This window comes from Allobosea sp. (genome assembly GCF_030694325.1).
Classification (GTDB): Bacteria; Pseudomonadota; Alphaproteobacteria; order Rhizobiales; family Beijerinckiaceae; genus Allobosea.
Genome location: NZ_JAUXYO010000349.1, coordinates 1 through 17,120 on the forward strand (window position 1 = coordinate 1; position 17,120 = coordinate 17,120).

17 protein-coding genes are annotated in these 17,120 nt (G+C 69.5%); 5 read left to right on the forward strand and 12 right to left on the reverse strand.

Annotated features, from left to right (window positions below; translation table 11 throughout):
* Window positions 1-1,265, reverse strand: a 1,265-nt coding sequence (locus Q8M82_RS22655) for a monovalent cation:proton antiporter-2 (CPA2) family protein (RefSeq protein WP_305693554.1), incomplete at its 3' end; no start/stop codon positions are given.
* Between the two features lie 92 nt (window positions 1,266-1,357).
* A complete protein-coding gene (locus Q8M82_RS22660) occupies window positions 1,358-2,371 on the reverse strand; it encodes an aldo/keto reductase (protein WP_305693555.1) in 1,014 nt (337 codons plus the stop codon).
* Window positions 2,372-2,589: 218 nt separating this feature from the next.
* On the opposite strand from Q8M82_RS22660, the gene fliK reads away from it, so the two are divergent.
* From fliK to Q8M82_RS22685, 5 genes are all read left to right on the forward strand, one after another.
* The gene (gene fliK, locus Q8M82_RS22665; protein ID WP_305693556.1) at window positions 2,590-4,221 is read left to right on the forward strand and encodes a flagellar hook-length control protein FliK; all 1,632 of its coding nucleotides are present in this window, start codon (window positions 2,590-2,592) and stop codon (window positions 4,219-4,221) included.
* Window positions 4,218-4,535 carry an EscU/YscU/HrcU family type III secretion system export apparatus switch protein gene (locus Q8M82_RS22670; RefSeq protein ID WP_305693557.1) on the forward strand — a complete coding sequence of 106 codons (318 nt, stop codon included), beginning with the start codon at window positions 4,218-4,220 and terminating at the stop codon, window positions 4,533-4,535. Before fliK ends, Q8M82_RS22670 begins: the two co-directional genes overlap by 4 nt.
* Window positions 4,532-5,683: a GNAT family N-acetyltransferase gene (locus Q8M82_RS22675; RefSeq protein ID WP_305693558.1), complete on the forward strand. Its 1,152-nt coding sequence runs from the start codon at window positions 4,532-4,534 to the stop codon at window positions 5,681-5,683. The genes Q8M82_RS22670 and Q8M82_RS22675 overlap by 4 nt, the downstream gene beginning before the upstream one ends.
* A gap of 49 nt (window positions 5,684-5,732) precedes the next feature.
* The gene (gene mog, locus Q8M82_RS22680) at window positions 5,733-6,278 is read left to right on the forward strand and encodes a molybdopterin adenylyltransferase (RefSeq protein ID WP_305693559.1); all 546 of its coding nucleotides are present in this window, start codon (window positions 5,733-5,735) and stop codon (window positions 6,276-6,278) included.
* A 155-nt stretch (window positions 6,279-6,433) separates the two neighbouring features.
* On the forward strand, window positions 6,434-7,417 hold the full coding sequence (locus tag Q8M82_RS22685; protein ID WP_305693560.1) for a Bug family tripartite tricarboxylate transporter substrate binding protein: 984 nt from the start codon (window positions 6,434-6,436) through the stop codon (window positions 7,415-7,417).
* Window positions 7,418-7,423: 6 nt separating this feature from the next.
* Here the strand turns inward: Q8M82_RS22685 and Q8M82_RS22690 are convergent, their stop codons facing one another.
* The 10 genes from Q8M82_RS22690 to Q8M82_RS22735 all read right to left on the reverse strand — a co-directional run.
* Window positions 7,424-8,065 (reverse strand): flavin reductase family protein, encoded by a 642-nt coding sequence (locus Q8M82_RS22690; protein WP_305693561.1) that lies wholly within the window; start codon window positions 8,063-8,065, stop codon window positions 7,424-7,426.
* A 4-nt stretch (window positions 8,066-8,069) separates the two neighbouring features.
* Complete coding sequence (locus tag Q8M82_RS22695; RefSeq protein ID WP_305693562.1) at window positions 8,070-8,999, reverse strand: N-carbamoyl-D-amino-acid hydrolase; 930 nt, start codon at window positions 8,997-8,999, stop codon at window positions 8,070-8,072.
* A 103-nt stretch (window positions 9,000-9,102) separates the two neighbouring features.
* Window positions 9,103-9,672, reverse strand: coding sequence for a glutathione peroxidase (locus tag Q8M82_RS22700; protein ID WP_305693563.1), 570 nt, complete (start codon window positions 9,670-9,672; stop codon window positions 9,103-9,105).
* 162 nt (window positions 9,673-9,834) lie between these two features.
* On the reverse strand, window positions 9,835-10,224 hold the full coding sequence (locus Q8M82_RS22705; protein WP_069055903.1) for a response regulator: 390 nt from the start codon (window positions 10,222-10,224) through the stop codon (window positions 9,835-9,837).
* A 10-nt stretch (window positions 10,225-10,234) separates the two neighbouring features.
* The gene (gene cheB / locus Q8M82_RS22710) at window positions 10,235-11,326 is read right to left on the reverse strand and encodes a chemotaxis-specific protein-glutamate methyltransferase CheB (RefSeq protein WP_305693564.1); all 1,092 of its coding nucleotides are present in this window, start codon (window positions 11,324-11,326) and stop codon (window positions 10,235-10,237) included.
* Window positions 11,326-11,919, reverse strand: coding sequence for a chemoreceptor glutamine deamidase CheD (locus tag Q8M82_RS22715; RefSeq protein WP_305693565.1), 594 nt, complete (start codon window positions 11,917-11,919; stop codon window positions 11,326-11,328). Before Q8M82_RS22715 ends, cheB begins: the two co-directional genes overlap by 1 nt.
* Window positions 11,916-12,779 (reverse strand): CheR family methyltransferase, encoded by an 864-nt coding sequence (locus Q8M82_RS22720; protein ID WP_305693566.1) that lies wholly within the window; start codon window positions 12,777-12,779, stop codon window positions 11,916-11,918. Before Q8M82_RS22720 ends, Q8M82_RS22715 begins: the two co-directional genes overlap by 4 nt.
* Before the next feature lie 5 nt (window positions 12,780-12,784).
* On the reverse strand, window positions 12,785-14,704 hold the full coding sequence (locus Q8M82_RS22725; protein ID WP_305693567.1) for a methyl-accepting chemotaxis protein: 1,920 nt from the start codon (window positions 14,702-14,704) through the stop codon (window positions 12,785-12,787).
* 72 nt (window positions 14,705-14,776) lie between these two features.
* Complete coding sequence (locus Q8M82_RS22730; protein ID WP_305693568.1) at window positions 14,777-15,286, reverse strand: chemotaxis protein CheW; 510 nt, start codon at window positions 15,284-15,286, stop codon at window positions 14,777-14,779.
* Between the two features lie 4 nt (window positions 15,287-15,290).
* On the reverse strand, window positions 15,291-17,120 hold a 1,830-nt coding region (locus Q8M82_RS22735), incomplete at its 5' end, for a chemotaxis protein CheA (RefSeq protein ID WP_305693569.1).

Genomic DNA, 17,120 nt, shown 5'->3' on the forward strand with positions numbered 1-17,120 from the left:
GCCAGCAGCGCCTGCGAGGCGACCTGCCCGAAGCGGCCGAAACCGATGATCAGTGCGCGGCCGTCGAGCCCATCCGCCCGGTCGACGCCGTCGAGAGACGTCTCTTCGTGCGGCAGGAAGCGGTCGAGCGCCAGCACCAGCAGCGGCGTCAGCGCCATGGACAGGATCACCGTGGCGCTCGCCACCGCATTGGTCTGGGCGTCGAAGATGCCGGCCGCGGCCGCCGCAGAATAGAGCACGAAGGCGAACTCGCCGCCCTGCGAGAACAGCGCCACGCGCGTCACCGCCTCGCGCGTCCGCGAACCCGAGAGCTTGGCGACGACGAAGATGCCGAGCGCCTTGACGCTCATGAAGGCAAGCACGGCGAAGCCGATCAGCGCCCCGTTGCTGGCGATCACGCCGAGATCGAGCGACATGCCCACGGCGAGGAAGAAGAGCCCGAGCAGGATACCGCGGAAAGGCTCGATATCGGCCTCGAGTTGATGTCGGAAGCTCGATTCCGACAGCAGCACGCCGGCCAGGAAGGCGCCCATCGCCATCGACAGCCCGCTGAGCTGCATCGCCAGCGCCGAGCCGAGCACGACCAGCAGCGCGGCGGCCGTCATCACCTCGCGCGCATGGGCGAGCGCCAGCAGACGGAACATCGGGTTGAGCAGATAGCGGCCGGCGAGGACGAGCCCCGCCACGGCAACCGCCGCGATCCCCACCGAGAGCCAGCCATTGCTCTGCGCCGACGACACCGGCGCGAGCAGGGCCACCACGGCCAGGAGCGGCACGATGGCGAGGTCCTCCAGCAGCAGGATCGACACCGCCTGCTGGCCCTGCGGGGTCGAACTCTCACCGCGCTCGTTCAGCATCTGCATGACGACGGCGGTGGAGGAGAGGACGAAGCCCATGCCCGCGATGAAGGCGGCCGGGAGCGGCAGTCCATAGGCATAGCCGACGCCGGTCAAGAGCGCGCCGCAGAGGGCGACCTGCGCCAGGCCGAGGCCGAAAATCTCGCGCCGCAGGTTCCACAGCCGCGAGGGCTGCATCTCCAGCCCGATGATGAAGAGGAACATCACGACGCCGAGTTCGGCGACGTGCAGAACGGATTCGGGGTTGGGAAACAGGCCGAACCCATAGGGGCCGATGGCGAGTCCGGCCGTGAAATAGCCCAGCACCGAGCCGAGCCCGAGCCGCCGGAACAGGGGCACGGCGACCACGCCGGCGCCAAGCAGGCTCACCACCTTGATGAGATCGCCGGTGAGACCCTCGGCTGCCATCTATCCGCCCTCCCAGAACGGCGCCGCCCGCCCGGCGCAACCGGGCTCAGTTAGGTGCGCTGCAGCGACAAGGCAAATGCCGCGCCGCCCGATCACGCAGCCGTGCGCGCCGGCCGCCCCTCGATCGGATAGGCAGGGTCGTTGTAGCCCGGCGTCGAGGGATGTCCCGCTGGAACGAGCGAATCGATCAGGGCCTCGTCCTCGGCGGTGAACTCGATCTCCAGCGCGGCCAGGTAGGCCTGCCACTGCTCCAGCGTGCGCGGCCCGGCGATGGCGGCCGTCAGGAGGCGGTTGTTGAGCACCCAGCCGACGGCGAACTGGATCGGCGTCATGCCGCGCGCGGCGGCATGCTGCTTGATCGTCTGGGCGATGACGAGGCTCTCCTGCCGCCATTCGGTCTGCAGGATGCGCTTGTCTCCACGCGCCGCACGCGTGCCCTGCTGAGGTGTGCCGCCGGGCTCGTATTTTCCGGTGAGCACGCCGCGCGCCAGCGGCGAGTAGGAGGCGACACCGAGACCGTAATGGCCGCAAGCCGGCAGATGCTCTACCTCCGGCATCCGGTTCATCGCGTTGTAATAGGGCTGGCTGACGACCGGCCGGTCGATCCCGAGTTCGTCGCAGAGGCGGCAGATCTCGGCGACCCGCCAGGAACGGTAGTTCGAGACGCCGAAATGCCGAATCTTGCCCTGCCGCACGAGATCCCCGATCGCGCGGACCGTTTCCGCCAGCGGCGTCGCGTGGTCTTCCTTGTGCAGGTAGTAGATGTCGATGAAGTCGGTGCCGAGCCGGCGCAGGCTGTCGTCGCAGGCCTGGAGCACCCATTTGCGCGAGAGCCCGGCGCGGTTGGGCCCCTCGCCGATCGCATTCGCGACCTTGGTCGCCAGCACCCAGTCGTGCCGGTGCGCCGCGATGGCCCGCCCGGTGATCTCCTCGGAACGGCCCTCCGTGTAGGCGTCCGCGGTATCGATGAAGTTGATCCCCGCATCGCGGGCATGGTCGACGATCGCGCGCGAGCCGACCTCGTCGGTCGCGCCGCCGAACATCATCGTGCCCAGGCAGATCGGCGAGACCTTCAGGCCCGAGCGCCCGAGCTGGCGGTATTCCATCGATATAGCCCCTGCAATCGGCCGGCCGTGCCCGGCATGCGCCCCGTCCGTCGGGCAAACCTGCCCCAGCCTCGCCCGTCGCGCCAGCCATCTGCGCGCAGAAGCCCCCTGCAGGCTGCGCCATCCCGGATGACGGGAACGGCCGGCAGCGCCTAACCGCAAGGAAATGCTTAACCTTTGCTGTCAGGCTGGTCGCGTTGCCATCACGGCCGGAGCCGATGAATCCCGCCACGCTCGCCCAGAGCCAGACGCTGGCCACCCTGCTGCAGGCGCTCGCGCCCGCCACCGGCCTCGTCGCGGGCCGGACGGTGGAAGCGCGCCTGCTCGCGGTCGCCGGCGACGGCACCGCGACCGCGCAGCTCGGCCAGGAGACCCTCTCTCTCGTGCTCGCGGGGCCCGCAGCCCGTCAATCCGCGCTGCTGCCGGGCGCGATGCTGGTCCTGAAGCTCGACCCGGCCCCCTCGGGCGCGGCTGGGGGAAGCCTGACGGCGACGCTGGTCGAGGTCCGCCCGCCGACGCCCGAACAGGCCCGCGCCGCCTTGGCGACGGCCCAGTCGATGCTGCCGCCCGGAACGGCGAGCACCACGGCGCCCGGACAGACGCCGCAGGCCCGACCTGCACCGACGCCACCTGCCTCCGCACAAGCGCAGACCCCGGCGATGCCGGGCCAACCCTTGGCGCCTCGCGCAGGGCCGGCGGGCACTGCCACGACCGCGATGGCGCCGGGAGCCCCGATGGCAGCCGCCACACCCAACCCGGTGGTCGGTCCGATCCCGAGCGCAGCGGGAGCGGCCGCGAGTTCCGACGCGATGTCCGGGTCGAACCGGCCCGTGGCCGCGCGCGCCGATCCCACCGCGGGCGCGGCCTCGCCACGGGCCATGGCCGGGCCCCTGCTCGGCCCCGCTTTGGCGCGACAGGATTCGCTGGCCCCCCTCCTGGCCAATCTGCGCGCCGTCGCCGATGGAGCGGTCGCGCTCACCCTGCCACGGCCGCTGCTGGCACTGGCCGATCGCGTCCTTCTCCGCGCACTGCCGGTCGAGCGCAAGGCGTTGACCGGGCCCGTCCTGCAGGGGGCGATGCAGAACTCCGGGCTCTTCCACGAGGCACACCTGGCGCGGGGCGCGCCAGCCCAGCCGCAGACGGACCTCAAGGGAGCGCTCCAGACGCTGCGTGACCATCTTCTCCCGCTCGTCCAGGCGGCATCCTCGCCTACGACCAGCAAGGCCGTCAGCGTGCCTGCATCCCTGGCCGCGTCGGCTCAGCCACTTGGCGGGGATACGCCAGCGAAGACGGCACCGCCGCGCCGCGACGGCGCACCTGTCCCGCAGCCGATCGCCGAGCCCACTCTTTCGGCCGGCGACAAGCCGATTACGATTCTCGGCACCCTGCTGGACCAGACCGAGGCCGCGATCGACCGCATCACGCTGTCGCAATACGCCTCCCTGCCGGCCGAGGGCGCACGGGCCGAAGCGCAGCAGGGCCAGCGCTGGCTCACCGAGATCCCCCTCGCCTTTCACAATGGCACGGCGATCCTGCCGCTCCAGGTCGAGCGCGAGCCGCCCCGGCGCGAGGTTGATGCCGCGGCCGGCCCGCTCTGGCGCGTCCGCTTCGCGCTCGACGTCGAGCCGCTCGGGCCGCTTCAGGGCATCGTCACGCTGCAGGGCCGCCGCGTCGGCATCACGCTCTGGGCCGAACGGGAGGACACCAGCCGGCTCCTGCGCGGCGCCTCGTCAGGCCTCGACGCGGCCCTCGCGGATGCCCATTTCGAGAACCGCGCCATCGACATCCACACCGGTCAGCCACGCACCGTCCAGCCCACCGCCGGCCAGTTCCTGGACCGGATGTCATGACCAGAGCCCCCGCCCCGCCACCAGCCCGGCCCCCGTCGCGACAGATCGCCGTCGCGCTCGAATATGACGGGCAGAACGCACCCCGCGTCACCGCCAAGGGCCGCGGCGAGCTGGCGCAGCGCATCGTCGAGACCGGCCGCGAGCACGGTGTCGCGATCGAGGAGAACGCGGTGCTGGCGCAGGCGCTCTCGGCGGTCGAACTCGACGACCAGATTCCCGAAGAGCTCTATCGCGCAACGGCTCAGGTCATCGCCTTCGTGCTCTCGCTGCGCGGCGAGTTCGGCCGGCCCCGGCGCGAGGGCGGTTCGATTTGACCTCCGGCATCGTCGTCAGGCGCGTCAGGGCCGCCGATTACGCGGCGTACGGCGCACGCTTCGCCGCGCTGGCCGCGCGGTCGCGCGAGCCCAACCCGCATATGTCGCCGGCGGCCGTCGGTGCAGCCCGCATCGTCGTGCCGGAGGACGGGATCGTCATTCTCACCGCCTGGCTCAGCGAGGCGCTGGGGTCCGAGCGGCTGACCGGCCTCTGGGCGCTGCGGCGCAAGCGTGACTGGCGCACCGGCTTCGCCGCCGCCCTGACCGCCCCGCTCCTGCCACTCTACGAAGTGTCCTCGCTGCCGGTCCTCGATCCCGACCATGCCGAGGACGTCATGCTGGCGATGCTGCGCCATATCCTGGCGGCCGGCGACCTGCCCCGCACCCTCTCGCTGCCGCTGCTGCCGCTGGAAGGGCCAGCCTTCGAGGCGCTGCGCGAGGCCTGCCGCGCCACGGGCAGCCGCCTCTCGACCAGCGAGCGTTGGCAGCGCCCGGTGATGCGGCCGCAGCCCGGAGACGACGCCGAGCGCTATCTGCGCCGCGCGCTCGGCCAGAGCTACAAGAAACGGATGCAGCAGTTTCGCGCCATCGCGCGACACGGCACCGTGAGCTTCGAGCGCCTCCGGGGCGCCGCCGCACGGGACGCGCTGCCGCACTTCCTGGCACTGGAGGCGGCGGGCTGGAAGGGCAAGGCGGGCACGGCCATCGCCCGCCTGCCCCAGGCCGGCGCCTATTTCGACAGCCTCGCCTCTCAGTTCGCCGCCAGCGACGCCCTCCAGCTCGACATCCTGAGGCTCGACGGCCGCCCCCTCGCAATGGGGCTTCTGGTCGAGAGCGCCGGCACCCGCCACTTCCTCAAGATCGCCTATGACGAGGCGCAGGCGCGTCATTCCCCTGGCCGGGCGCTCACCATCGCCATGCTGCAGGCGGACTTCGCCGGCACGCCACCGGCCCTCTTCGACAGCGGCGCGGGCGACGGCGTCGATGCCGGCACCTATGTCTGGGGCGAGCGCCGGGCGATGGGCAATGTCCTGATCCGGCTCGGCGAGCCCGAGCCGGGCCTGCCGGAGGGCGCGGCCCGTCTGCGCCAGGGCTTGCGCCTGCTCCGCGACCGGCTGCAGCGAGCGAGAGCGAAAACGGTGGCGTGAACCGCCGCGATCGGCCACATCTGCGCCCGACCGCAGTGGAGGGCACGACATGGACGACGGCATCAGGATCGGCATCGTCACCGTTTCGGACCGCGCCTCGGCCGGGATCTACGAGGATGAAGGCGGCCCCGCCATCGCGGCCTATTTCGAGAAGGCGCTGATCTCGCCCTGGACGCCGGTCGTCCGCGTCATCCCCGACGACCGCGCCCTGATCGCCAGGACCCTGGTCGAACTCGCGGACCAGGAGGGCTGCTGCCTGATCGTCACCACCGGCGGGACCGGGCCTGCGCCGCGTGACGTCACGCCCGAGGCGACGGAGGATGTCGTCGAGAAGCCGATGCCGGGCTTCGGCGAGCTGATGCGGCAGGTCAGCCTCGCCAAGGTGCCGACCGCGATCCTCTCGCGCCAGACCGCCGGCATCCGCGGCCGCAGCCTGATCGTCAATCTGCCCGGCCGCCCGCGCGCCATCGGCGAATGCCTCGATGCGGTCATGCCGGCGATCCCCTACTGCATCGACCTGATCGAGGGCCCCTATCTGGAAACCGATCCGGCGGTAATCGTCGCCTTCCGTCCCGGCCAGAAGCCAAAGGCCTGAACGCCACCGCCCCGTCGGAGCCGTGCCTGCGCGCAGGGCCCGCATGCAGGGACGAGGATGCAAAGCGCCCCGCATTCCGCCATCATCCGCATCGAGCGCCGGTCACGGCGTCGATGACACGCCGGTCGAGAAGAGCCGGCATCTGGAGGATGATGATGAAACGCCGCGACATGCTCGCCGGCCTCGCCGCGACGTCGGCTGGGGCCCTTCTCACAAGGCCGTCACGCGCACAGGCACCCTGGCCCTCGCGCCCGATGACCATGGTCGTGCCCTTTCCACCGGGCGGACAGGCCGATCTCGCGGCGCGTCCGATCGCCCAGGCGCTTGAGAAGCTGCTGAAGGCCGCCGTCGTCGTCGACAACCGCGGCGGAGCCGGCGGCGCTCTCGGCAATGCGGCCGTGGCCCGGGCCGAACCGGACGGTTACACGGTGCTGATGACGCTCTCCTCGCTGGCGGTGCTGCCGGAATCGTCGCGCCTCTTCGCCCGCACTCCGCCTTACGAGGTTTCACAACTGGCGCCGGTCGCGCGGGTTCTGGCCGACCCGACGCTGCTGGCCGTTCCCGCCGCCTCGCCCTGGAAGACGCTGAAGGACTTCGTCGAGGACGCCAAGGCGCGCCCTGGCGCGATCCCCTATGGCTCGTCGGGCTCCTATGGCACGCTGCATGTCGCGATGGAGATGTTCGCGGCCTCCGCTGGGCTCAAGCTGCTGCACGTGCCCTATCGCGGCGCCGGCCCAGCCCTGACCGACCTGCTCTCCGGCCAGATCCAGGCGCTGGCATCGGCGCCCGGCGTCCTCAAGCCGCATGTCGACTCCGGCGCGCTGCGCGTGCTCGCAAACTGGGGCGCCGCCCGTGTGCCGAGCTTCCCCGACCTGCCGACCTTCAAGGAGCTCGGCTATGCCGATGTCGAGTTCTACATCTGGGCCGGGCTCTTCACCCCGCGCAACCTGCCCGAGCCCGTCGCCACCCGCATCCGCGAGGCGATGCGCACGGCCATGGCGGACCCTGAGGTGCGGCAGATCTTCGAGAAGGCCGGCAGTCCGCCAGCCTATCAGGACACGCCCGACTTCACCCGCTTCGTCGAGGCCGACAGCGCCCGCCTGATCGAGGCGACGCGCAAGATCGGCAAGGTCGAGTAGCCGGCGTCAGCTCCCGCGCTGCGCCAGCCACTCCGCATAGGTGCCGCGCGTCAGATCGAAGCGGTCGTTCTGGCGCGCATAGCCGTCGCCGAACATCCGCCCGACCGGCTTGTAGTCGTCCAGGCTGACCCGCAGCGTCGCGGGATCGACGAGGCCCTCGCGGGCATGAATGCGGACCACCTCGCCGATCAGCATTTCGCGCGTCGGCGAGAACACCAGCGACATGGTCTTGCGGCATTCGAGCGCGAAGGGCGCCTGCGCGATATGCGGCACGCCGACCGAAATTCCGGGCTTCAGCGTCAGGCCCGCCGCGTCGATCTCGCTGATTTCGGGCGGGAAATCGACCGCGCAGATGTTCATCGCCTCGGCCATCCCCTCATCGACTAGGTTGACGACGAATTCCCCCGCCCCGGCGATGTTGCGGGTGGTGTCCTTCGGATTGTTGCCCAGCCGGTGCTGCAGCCCGAGCACGATCAGAGCCGGGTCCTCGGAGAAGACGTTGAAGAAGCTGAAGGGCGCGGCGTTGACCACGCCGTCGGGCGACAGGCTGGTGACGAGCGCGATCGGGCGCGGGGTCACGCTGGCGCAGAGCAGCTTGTAGCGGTCGCGCGGTGCGAGTTCGGAAAAGGCGACGGTGAAGGCGCTCATCGGTTCACTCCGGCTCGACCACGCCGACCTGGCCGGTGATCGGCCCGTAATGCTCGATCCGCCGGTGCATCTTGAAGTCGAAGATCGTCTGCTTGCCGAAGCGGGTGTCGTCGAGATCGCAGGGGTGGACGATGATGCCGTCGGCCTCGCCCTCCAACTCGGCGACGATCTCGCCGTCCGGGTTCACGATCAGCGTGCCGCCCATCAGATGGTGGCCGTCCTCGCTGCCGGCCTTGGCGACCGCGACGACCCAGCAGGAGTTCTGATAGGCACCCGCCTGCACCGAGAGGCGGTGATGGAACAGGCGCTGCGCCATGCCCTCCTTCGCCTTGTGCCCGTTGACCGACGGGGTGTTGAAGCCGAGCACGATCATCTCGACGCCCTGCAGCCCCATCACGCGATAGGTCTCGGGCCAGCGGCGGTCGTTGCAGATGCACATGCCCATCAGCCCGCCCATCGTCCGCCAGACCGGGAAGCCGAGATCGCCGGGCTCGAAATAGCGCTTCTCGAGATGCTGATGCGCCCGCGTCGTGTCGTACTCGACATGCCCCGGCAGATGTATCTTGCGGTACTTGCCGACGATGGCGCCGCTCTTGTCGACCAGGATCGAGCTGTTGAAATGCTGGCCCTCCGGCGTCAGCTCGGCATAGCCGAAGCTCATGCCCATGCCATGCGCGCGGGCCCGGTCGAACAGCGGCTGCACCGCCGGATTGGGCATAGCCGCCTCGAACCAGGCATCGGCCTCGGCACGATCCTCATGATACCAGCGCGGGAAGAAGGTCGTCAGCGCCAGTTCCGGATAGACGATGAGGTCCGCGCCCTTGGCCTTCGCCTCGTCCATCAGCGCGAGCATGCGCGCGACCACCTGCTCCCGCGTCTCGGCCTTCTGGATCGGCCCGAGCTGGGCGGCGGCGACGGTCACGATGCGGGACATGGAAAACCTCGGCGGCAGGCGGGGGCGACGACGCGGCTTAGCGAAAACGGTGCCAGCCGCCTATCCCGCGCCCATGTCCGCGGCGCTCGCCCCGCCTGCGTCGTCAGCCTGCCTGCAGCTCCTGTCCGATCGCCCGCACCAGCTGCGGCCCGATCGGATCGGTGATCGAGGAGTAGCCGCCGAGCAGCTCGCCCGACCGGCCGACGAGATATTTGTGGAAATTCCAGCGTGGCGTCTCGGTCGGGCGCTGCGCAGCCGCCCAGCGGTAGAAGGGATGCGCCTCCGGCCCCCTGACCACGCTCTTCTCGGCGAAGGCATAGGTCGCACCATGGGTCTGCCGCGCGGCCTCGGCGATGGCGGCGCCCTCCAGCGGCTCCTGCCCGCCGAAATCGTTGCTGGGCACGGCGATCAGCATCAGCCCGCGCGCGCGATAGCGCTGCCAGAGCTGCTCCAGCGAAGCGAACTGGCCCGCGAAACCGCAATTCGTCGCCGTGTTGACGATCAGAACCGGCCGTCCGCGGTAATCGGCCAGCGAAAACCGACCGCCGCCGACCCGTGCGAAGGTGAAGCTGGACGCCGAAGGCACGCCCTGCGCCAGGGTCTGGCCTGCCATCGCCGGCAGGACGCAGCCGCCGGCCAGCCATCCCAGAACGTCTCGACGCCGCATGGTCATGACACGATCCCTCCTGGTTGCCGGGGGCCCGCCCCCCTCCGGATCACGCGATCATGCCATCTACGACGTCGAACCCGAAATGGATGTGCCCCGCGGCCTTCCGGCGCGGGGCACATCCGAACAGTCACTTGGACGCGGCGCGGGGCCTCGCTCCGGCGCGGGTCAGGAGCTGAGCGCCAGCACCTTCTTCACGCGGACCTCGAGGTCGCGCAGCTCATAGGGCTTCACGACGTAATGGTCGGCGCCGTTGGACGTCGCCTCGTCCATCTTGTCGACCGACCGCTCGGAGGTCGCCATGATGATCTTGATCTGGTTGAGTTCCGGCACCGAGCGGATGGCGCGCAGCAGGTCGATGCCGCTCATGCCGTCCATGTTCCAGTCCAGAAGCAGCAGATCATAGCGCTTGGTCTGCATCTTCATCAGCGCTTCGCGCGCGTTCTCGGCCTCGTCGATGTCCTGAAACTCGATCTGCTTCAGGAAATACGTCGCGAGGCCGCGCATGCTCTTCTGGTCGTCGACCACGAGGATCCTGTACTCGCTTCTCGCCTTCATCACGATCTCCTTATGCGGTCCGCAGATGCGACCGCTCGCCGAGCAGGTTGCTGACCGCAGCTCCGATCTGATCGAGCGCGACAACCCGGTCGGCGGCACCGATTTCGAATGCCGCTTTCGGCATCCCGTTTACCACGCAGGTTTCCCCACTTTGGATTAACGTCTCCGCCCCGGCTTTGCGCATGGCTAACAAACCCTCAGCGCCGTCGCGCCCCATCCCGGTCAGCAGGATGCCGATCGCGTTGGCGCCGAGGCTGCGGGCGACGGAGTGGAACATGACGTCGACGGAGGGAGAATGTCCGCTGACCAGCGGCCCCTCGCGCAACATGCAGACGAACTCGCCGCGCCGCTCCTCGATCTCGAGATGGCGCGGCCCGCCGGGCGCGACCACGGCCATGCCGGGCTTGAGCTTGTCGCCGTCGCTGGCCTCGCGCACGTCGAGCCCCGTAGCCGTCGCCAGCCGCGCCGCGAACTTCGCCGTATAGCCCGGTGGCATGTGCTGGACGACCGCGATCGGCAGGCGCAGATGCGCCAGATCGCGCATCACCACCTGCACTGCCGGCACGCCGCCGGTCGAGGCGCCGATGGCGATGAAGGAGGCCTTGCCGCCCATCCGGGCCGGCTCGCGCGGGGCAGTTGCGCGTGCCGGCACGCTCTCGCGCCGGGAGGCGAACATCCGGCGGCTGGCCGAGGCCCGCTGAAGGGCGCCCACCAGATGCTTCATGAAGCCGTCGAGCGTATGCGTCGTGCCGTCGGGCTTCTCGATGAAGTCGATCGCACCGAGCTCGAGCGCCTGGATGGTGTTGTCGGCGCCGGGCCCACCGAAGGCCGAGACGATCAGCACCGGCAGCGGGTCTTGCTTGAGGACGCGCGCCAGCAGCTTGAGCCCGTGCCGGCCGGGAAGCTCCAGGTCGAGCGTCACCACGTCCGGCCGCAGTTCCTGGATCTTGTCCCAGCCTTCCTCGGCGCTGCCGGCGATGCCGATCACCTTGAAGCCCGGGGCTCCGTCGATGATCTGCGTCATCAGCTTCTGCATCAGGACGGAATCGTCGACGACCAGAACCTTGACCGGGTTGGCGGCGGAAGGCGTACCGATCGACATCACCAGACCTCCACTTCACCGGCCACGGGCTGCGTCTTGAGCCGGTTGAGATAGGCGACTTCCTGCTGGTGCTCGGGATCGCGCGCCGTCGACTGGACATGCTGGACCCAGGCCCGCCCGGTGGACGGCTGGTAGTGAATGCGCCGAGACCGGGTACCCCCGACATCCTTCGAAACGACCGGAATGCTTTCGCGGTTCAGGAACTCGGTGACGAACGCGATGTTGCCGTCGCCGATCGCCAGCATCGTCGCCCCGGACAGAACACGGGCACCACCGAACACCTTGGCCTCGAGATTGCCGCGCCTCGCGCCGCGTTTCAACAGCCCGTTGATCAGCACCTCCATCGCCGTGTCGCCATAGCGCTCGCCAGCGCTGGAGTCGGAGGCGCCGTTGTTCTTCGGCAGCAGGAAATGGTTGAGCCCGCCGACCCCGGCTTGCGGATCGCGCATGCACACCGAGATGCAGGATCCGAGCACGGTGGCGACGATCTCGTCCTTGGCGGCCGTGATCTCATGCTCGCCCGGAGCGACCGTGATGATCGTGGCCTCGAAGCGCGGGTCGAAATAGCGGCGGGAGGAACGCGCGACGCTCATGGCAGTCTCTCATAGATCGTGCGGCCGATCAGCCGGAGTTGAGGGTGAGGCTGGGGCAGCGATTCCGAATGGCCGAGATAGAGGAAGCCACCGGGAGCGAGCAGCGTGACGAAGCGGTCGAGGATCGAGGCCTTGGTCTGGGTGTCGAAATAGATGAAGACGTTGCGGCAGAAGATCACGTCGAACGGGCCGCTCATCGGCCACCGCTCGATCAGGTTCAGCCGCTTGAAGGCGATCATCCGGCGCAGATCGTCGCTGATGCGCGCTTCGCCGCGGCCGGAATTCTCCAGCTTGAGGAGCGGCTTGACGTCCGACGGCAGGCGGTCGAACTGATCGGGCGAATAGATCGCCGCCTCGGCCTTGGCGAGGATGTCGGTGTCGATGTCGGTCGCCAGGATCTTGAAGTCGACGTCGCTGCGGTTGCCGAGCACATCGCGGGACACCGCGGCGATGCTGTAGGGCTCCTCGCCCGACGACGCCGCCGAGCACCAGATCCGGATGCGGCCCCGACGCCCGCTGCGCTCCTGCACCAGCCGCGGCAGCACGTCCTTGCGGAGGTGATCGAAATGGTGGCGCTCGCGGAAGAACGAGGTGTGGTTCGTGGTGACGGCGTTGATCAGTTCCGGGATTTCGTCGGCCGCCTGCGGCGTCTTCAGATAGGCGCAGTATTCGGCCACCGAGTTGAGGCCCAGCGCCTTGACGCGGCGTGCCAGCCGCCCGCGCGTCATCGCTTCCTTGTGCTCCCGGATGACGATGCCGGCATGCTCGTAGACGAGCTTGGAAATGAATCCCATGTCGTCGCGTGTCAGCGTGACGTCGGTCAGCTGCGGTTGCGCGAGGGCTGCGCTGGATCTCGACATGGCCACTAGAACTCCGCCCAGTCATCGGCACGTCCGCCGCCGGCGACACGCCGACGGGGCTCCTGCCAGGTCTTCATCGCCGGTTCGGGCCGCCGGACGTCATTGTTTTTCGGAATGGGCCGGGCCGGCACCACCGGCGCCGGGGCGCGCGGGATCCGCGCCGGTTCGGCGGCGCCGCGCGACACGACCGGCATGGCGGAACCCTCGGCCCGGAAGAAGGAGACCAGCCGCCGCAGCGTCGCGATCTCGTCCATCAGCTCGGTCGCGGAAGTGGCGCTCTGCTCCGCCAGCGCCGAATTCTGCTGCGTGGTTTCGTCCATCTGGGCGACCGCGCGGCTCATTTCCTCGATGCCGTGGGCCTGCTCGGCGGCGGCCTGCGAAATCTCGACGATCGTGGTCGAGACCTTGCCGGTAGCCTCGACGATCCGTTCCAGCGCATCGCCGGTCGAACGGACGAAGCGCACGCCCTCGCCGACCTGTTCGTTGGAGCTGACGATCAGCCCCTTGATGTCCTTGGCCGCCTGCCCCGAGCGCTGCGCCAGGGCGCGCACCTCCGAGGCCACCACGGCGAAGCCGCGACCGGCATCCCCGGCGCGGGCCGCCTCGACAGCGGCGTTGAGCGCGAGCAGATTCGTCTGGAAGGCGATGTCGTCGATCACCGAGACGATTTCGGAGATCCGCACCGACGAGCTCTCGATCCGCTCGATCGCGCCCACGGCCTGCGCCACGACGGTCTTGCCATCCTGCGCCACGCCCATCGCCTCGTTGGCGAGGTCGGTGGCGACCCGCGACCGGCCGGCGCTGTGCTTCACCGAGGCTGCCAGCTGTTCGGTCGTCGCCGCGGTCTCCTCGAGATTGGCTGCCGTCTGCTCGGTGCGCTCGGCGAGGTCGCCGGCACCCGAGTCGATCTCGGATGCCGCACGGGCGACATGGCCGGCCGTGCCCTGGATCGTGGCGACGGTCTCGCCCAGATGCGCCAGGGCGTCGTTGAGGCTGGCCTTCAGCTCGGCGAGGCGGCCGCGATAGTCTCCGCCCATCCGCCGCGTCAGATCGCCCTCGGCCAGGCCGCCGACGACGTGAGCGAACTCGCCGACGGCGCTCTCGACGACCGCGTTGATCTCGTTCATGCCCTCCGCGATGCGCTGCAGCCCATCGGGCTTGCCTGCAACCGGCACTCGGCGCGAGAAATCCCCCTCGACGGCAGCCGCCACCATGTCGGCGACCTCGGCGGCAGCGGCCAGTTCGTCGGTCAGTTCGACCCATTCGACGGCGGTGCCGAGCCGGCGGCCATTCGCCTGGGTCACCGGCGACAGCGCCAGCGAGACCGTCCGGCGCCCGAGCGCGAAGCGGATCGCCTGCTGGCCACCCGTCTGCAGCCCGGCCTGCGCCTGGACGCTCTCCATGACTCGGCCGAGCATGTCCTTCGCCGAGCAGCCGGGGAAGGCGAGGCGGAAATCCTCCTGGGCCTCGCCGAAGAAGCGCAACAGCGAGGCGTTGACATAGACCACGCGCCCCTCGGCGTCGCAGACCATCACATTGGTGCGGCAGCCGTCGAGCGCGGCGCGGATGCGTGCCGCTTCTTCGCCCGAGTCGTGCAGGGCCTTGAAGGAACGGGCGAGATCGCCGATCGCGTCGCCACGCGCGATTCCAGCGACGGCGACGTCATCACCCGCCTGCAGCTGCGCGACAGCCTCGCGCAAGCGCCGCAGCGGAGACTGGATGTGACGGCCGGCCATCCAGGCGCAGAAGCCGACGCCACACAGGCCCGCGGCCCCGAGGCCGGTGAGGGAGATCGCGTCGAGGCGTCCGAGGGCGGCGTGATAGGCCAGGCTGCCCGCCGTACCGGCCGCCACCGCGACCGTGGCGGCGAGCATCAGCGGCAGTTCGAAGCCGGTTCGTGTTGATGGACCGAGGGCGCTGCCCATTTGTGATGTCGTTTCTTGCTCGGCCCGCGCTTCCAGCAACGCCACTCCTCGGGCCCGTCTTGTTTGTGTCGTTCAGCTCGCGCGGGCGACCTTCGCCGCCTGGCCCTCGGCGCCGCCGTCGCGGATCACCGCGGCGAGGTCGAGCAGGGCGACGATGTCGGTGTCGAGCAGCACGAGGCCCTCGATCAGGCCGTGCTCGTCGCGCTCCAGATCGGGCGCCGGGCGAACCGCGCTGACGGGCACGTCGACGATGTCGGAGACGGAATCGACCAGCAGGCCGGCGACCTTGTCCTCGACGTCGACGACCACGATCACATGCGTCGCCGTAGCGTTGGTGGTGCCCAGTCCGATCGAAGTGCGCAGGTCGTAGACCGCCAGGATCACGCCGCGCAGGTTGAGCACGCCGCGGACATGCGGAGCCGCATGCGGCAGCGGGGTCGTGGCCTGCCAGCCCTTGATCTCGCGGACCATGCCGACATCGATACCGAAGGTGCGGTCCCCGACCTTGAAGGTGACGATCCGGCGCGCCGCCGATTCCGGCTGCGCCGACGAGAAATGCTTTTCGCCGAGTTGCAGGGTCATTGGATTATCCAGCCAGTTTCAGTTCGGTTGCGGGATGGCGTTCGCCGGAGGCGGCGAGACGCAGCATGGAGTCGACGTCCAGGATGAGCGCGACGAGGCCGTCGCCCAGGATCGTGGCGGCCGAGGCGCCGTGGACCGTGCCGTAATTGCCTTCGAGGCTCTTCACGACCACCTGCTGCTGGCCGAGGATCTCGTCGACGGCGATGCCGACATTGTCGCCGCGCTCGGTCTCGGCGATGATGATGATATTCTCGTTGCGGGTGCCCGAAGAGCCCATCACGGCGCCGAGACGGTGCAGCGGGGTGATCTCGCCGCGCCAGCGCAGAACCTCCTGGCCGAAGGTCAGGTGCTCGATCGGCGTCGAGGCGAGGTGCTGCGTCTCGATCACGCTGGCGATCGGGATGACGTAGCGGTCGGACCCGCAGCGGATGACCATGCCTTCGAGGACGGCCAGGGTGAGCGGCAAAGCGAGGGTGAACTTGCAGCCCCGGCCCGGCTCGGAATCGACGCTGATGCGGCCGCCGAGCGATTCGACGTTCCGGCGTACGACGTCCATGCCGACGCCGCGACCCGACACGTCGCTGATCACCTCGGCCGTCGACAGCCCGGCGGCGAAGATGAGCTGATCGATCTCCTCCGGAGCGAGCTTCTCGTCGGCACCGACGAGGCCGCGGGACTTCGCCTTCGCCAGCAGCTTCTCGCGGCCGATGCCGCGCCCGTCATCGGTGACGGAGATGACGATGCGCCCGGCGCGGTGCTCGGCGATCAGCTTGATCGTGCCTTCCGGGCTCTTGCCGGCGGCGATGCGGTCTTCCGGCGTTTCGAGCCCGTGATCCATCGAGTTGCGGATCATGTGGGTCAGCGGATCGGCCAATTCCTCGATGATCGTCTTGTCGACCTCGGTGTTCTCGCCTTCCAGCACCAGGCGCACTTCCTTGCCCAGCGTCTGGGCGAGTTCGCGCACGAGGCGCGGCATGCGCTGGAACACGGCCTTCACGGGCTGCGCACGCACCGCCATGACGTGGTCCTGCAGCTCGCGGGTCTGGCGCGAGAGCGTCAGGATGCCTTCGGCGGTCTTGGCGTAGACGTCATAGGGCAGCGAGCGGACGCATTCGACCAGCATGGACTGGGTGATGACGATTTCGCCGACCAGGTTCATCAGCTTGTCGATGCGGTCGAGGTCGACACGCACGCTGACGGCGGTGCGCTGGCGTGCAGCGGCCGCGTCGTTGGCCGGAGCGCGCGGAGCGGCCTTGGCGATCGGAGCCTCGACGGCGGGCGCCGGAAGTGCCACGGGCGCAGCCGCGGCCGGCTGGATGTCGGGCGTCGCGACGGCCGCCGGGGCCGGGCCGAGCTTGGCGAGGATGGCGGACAGATCGGCCGCGACCGAACCGGGAACCTCGCCGCTGGCGGCAGGCGCCGCCGCAGGAGCCGGCGCAGACGCCGGGGCGGGCGCGCTGGCGGTATCGGCCAGGACCTCGATCTGGAACTCTTCGGTCGCCAGCGTGAAGTCGAACCGGCTGCAGATCTCCTCGATCGACAGCTGGGTGCGCATCGTCACGACGAAGCGCATGAAGCAGTCCGAGACGTCGATCGTCTCGAGCGGAGGCACATGGCTGAGATCGCAGGCGATCGAGACGATGTCTTCGGCCGGGAGCGAGGCAAACACGACGCGCGGTTCGATCACCCGACGGAAAAGGTCCGCTTCGGGGGCAATGCGCAGGACCACGTCGCGGCCCGGCTTGCTGGCGGCGGCCTTGGCCGGCTCGTCGTCCCAGCCTGCATCGGTTCCGGAACTCGCCTTGGCTGCGACCATCGCCAAGAGATTGCCGAG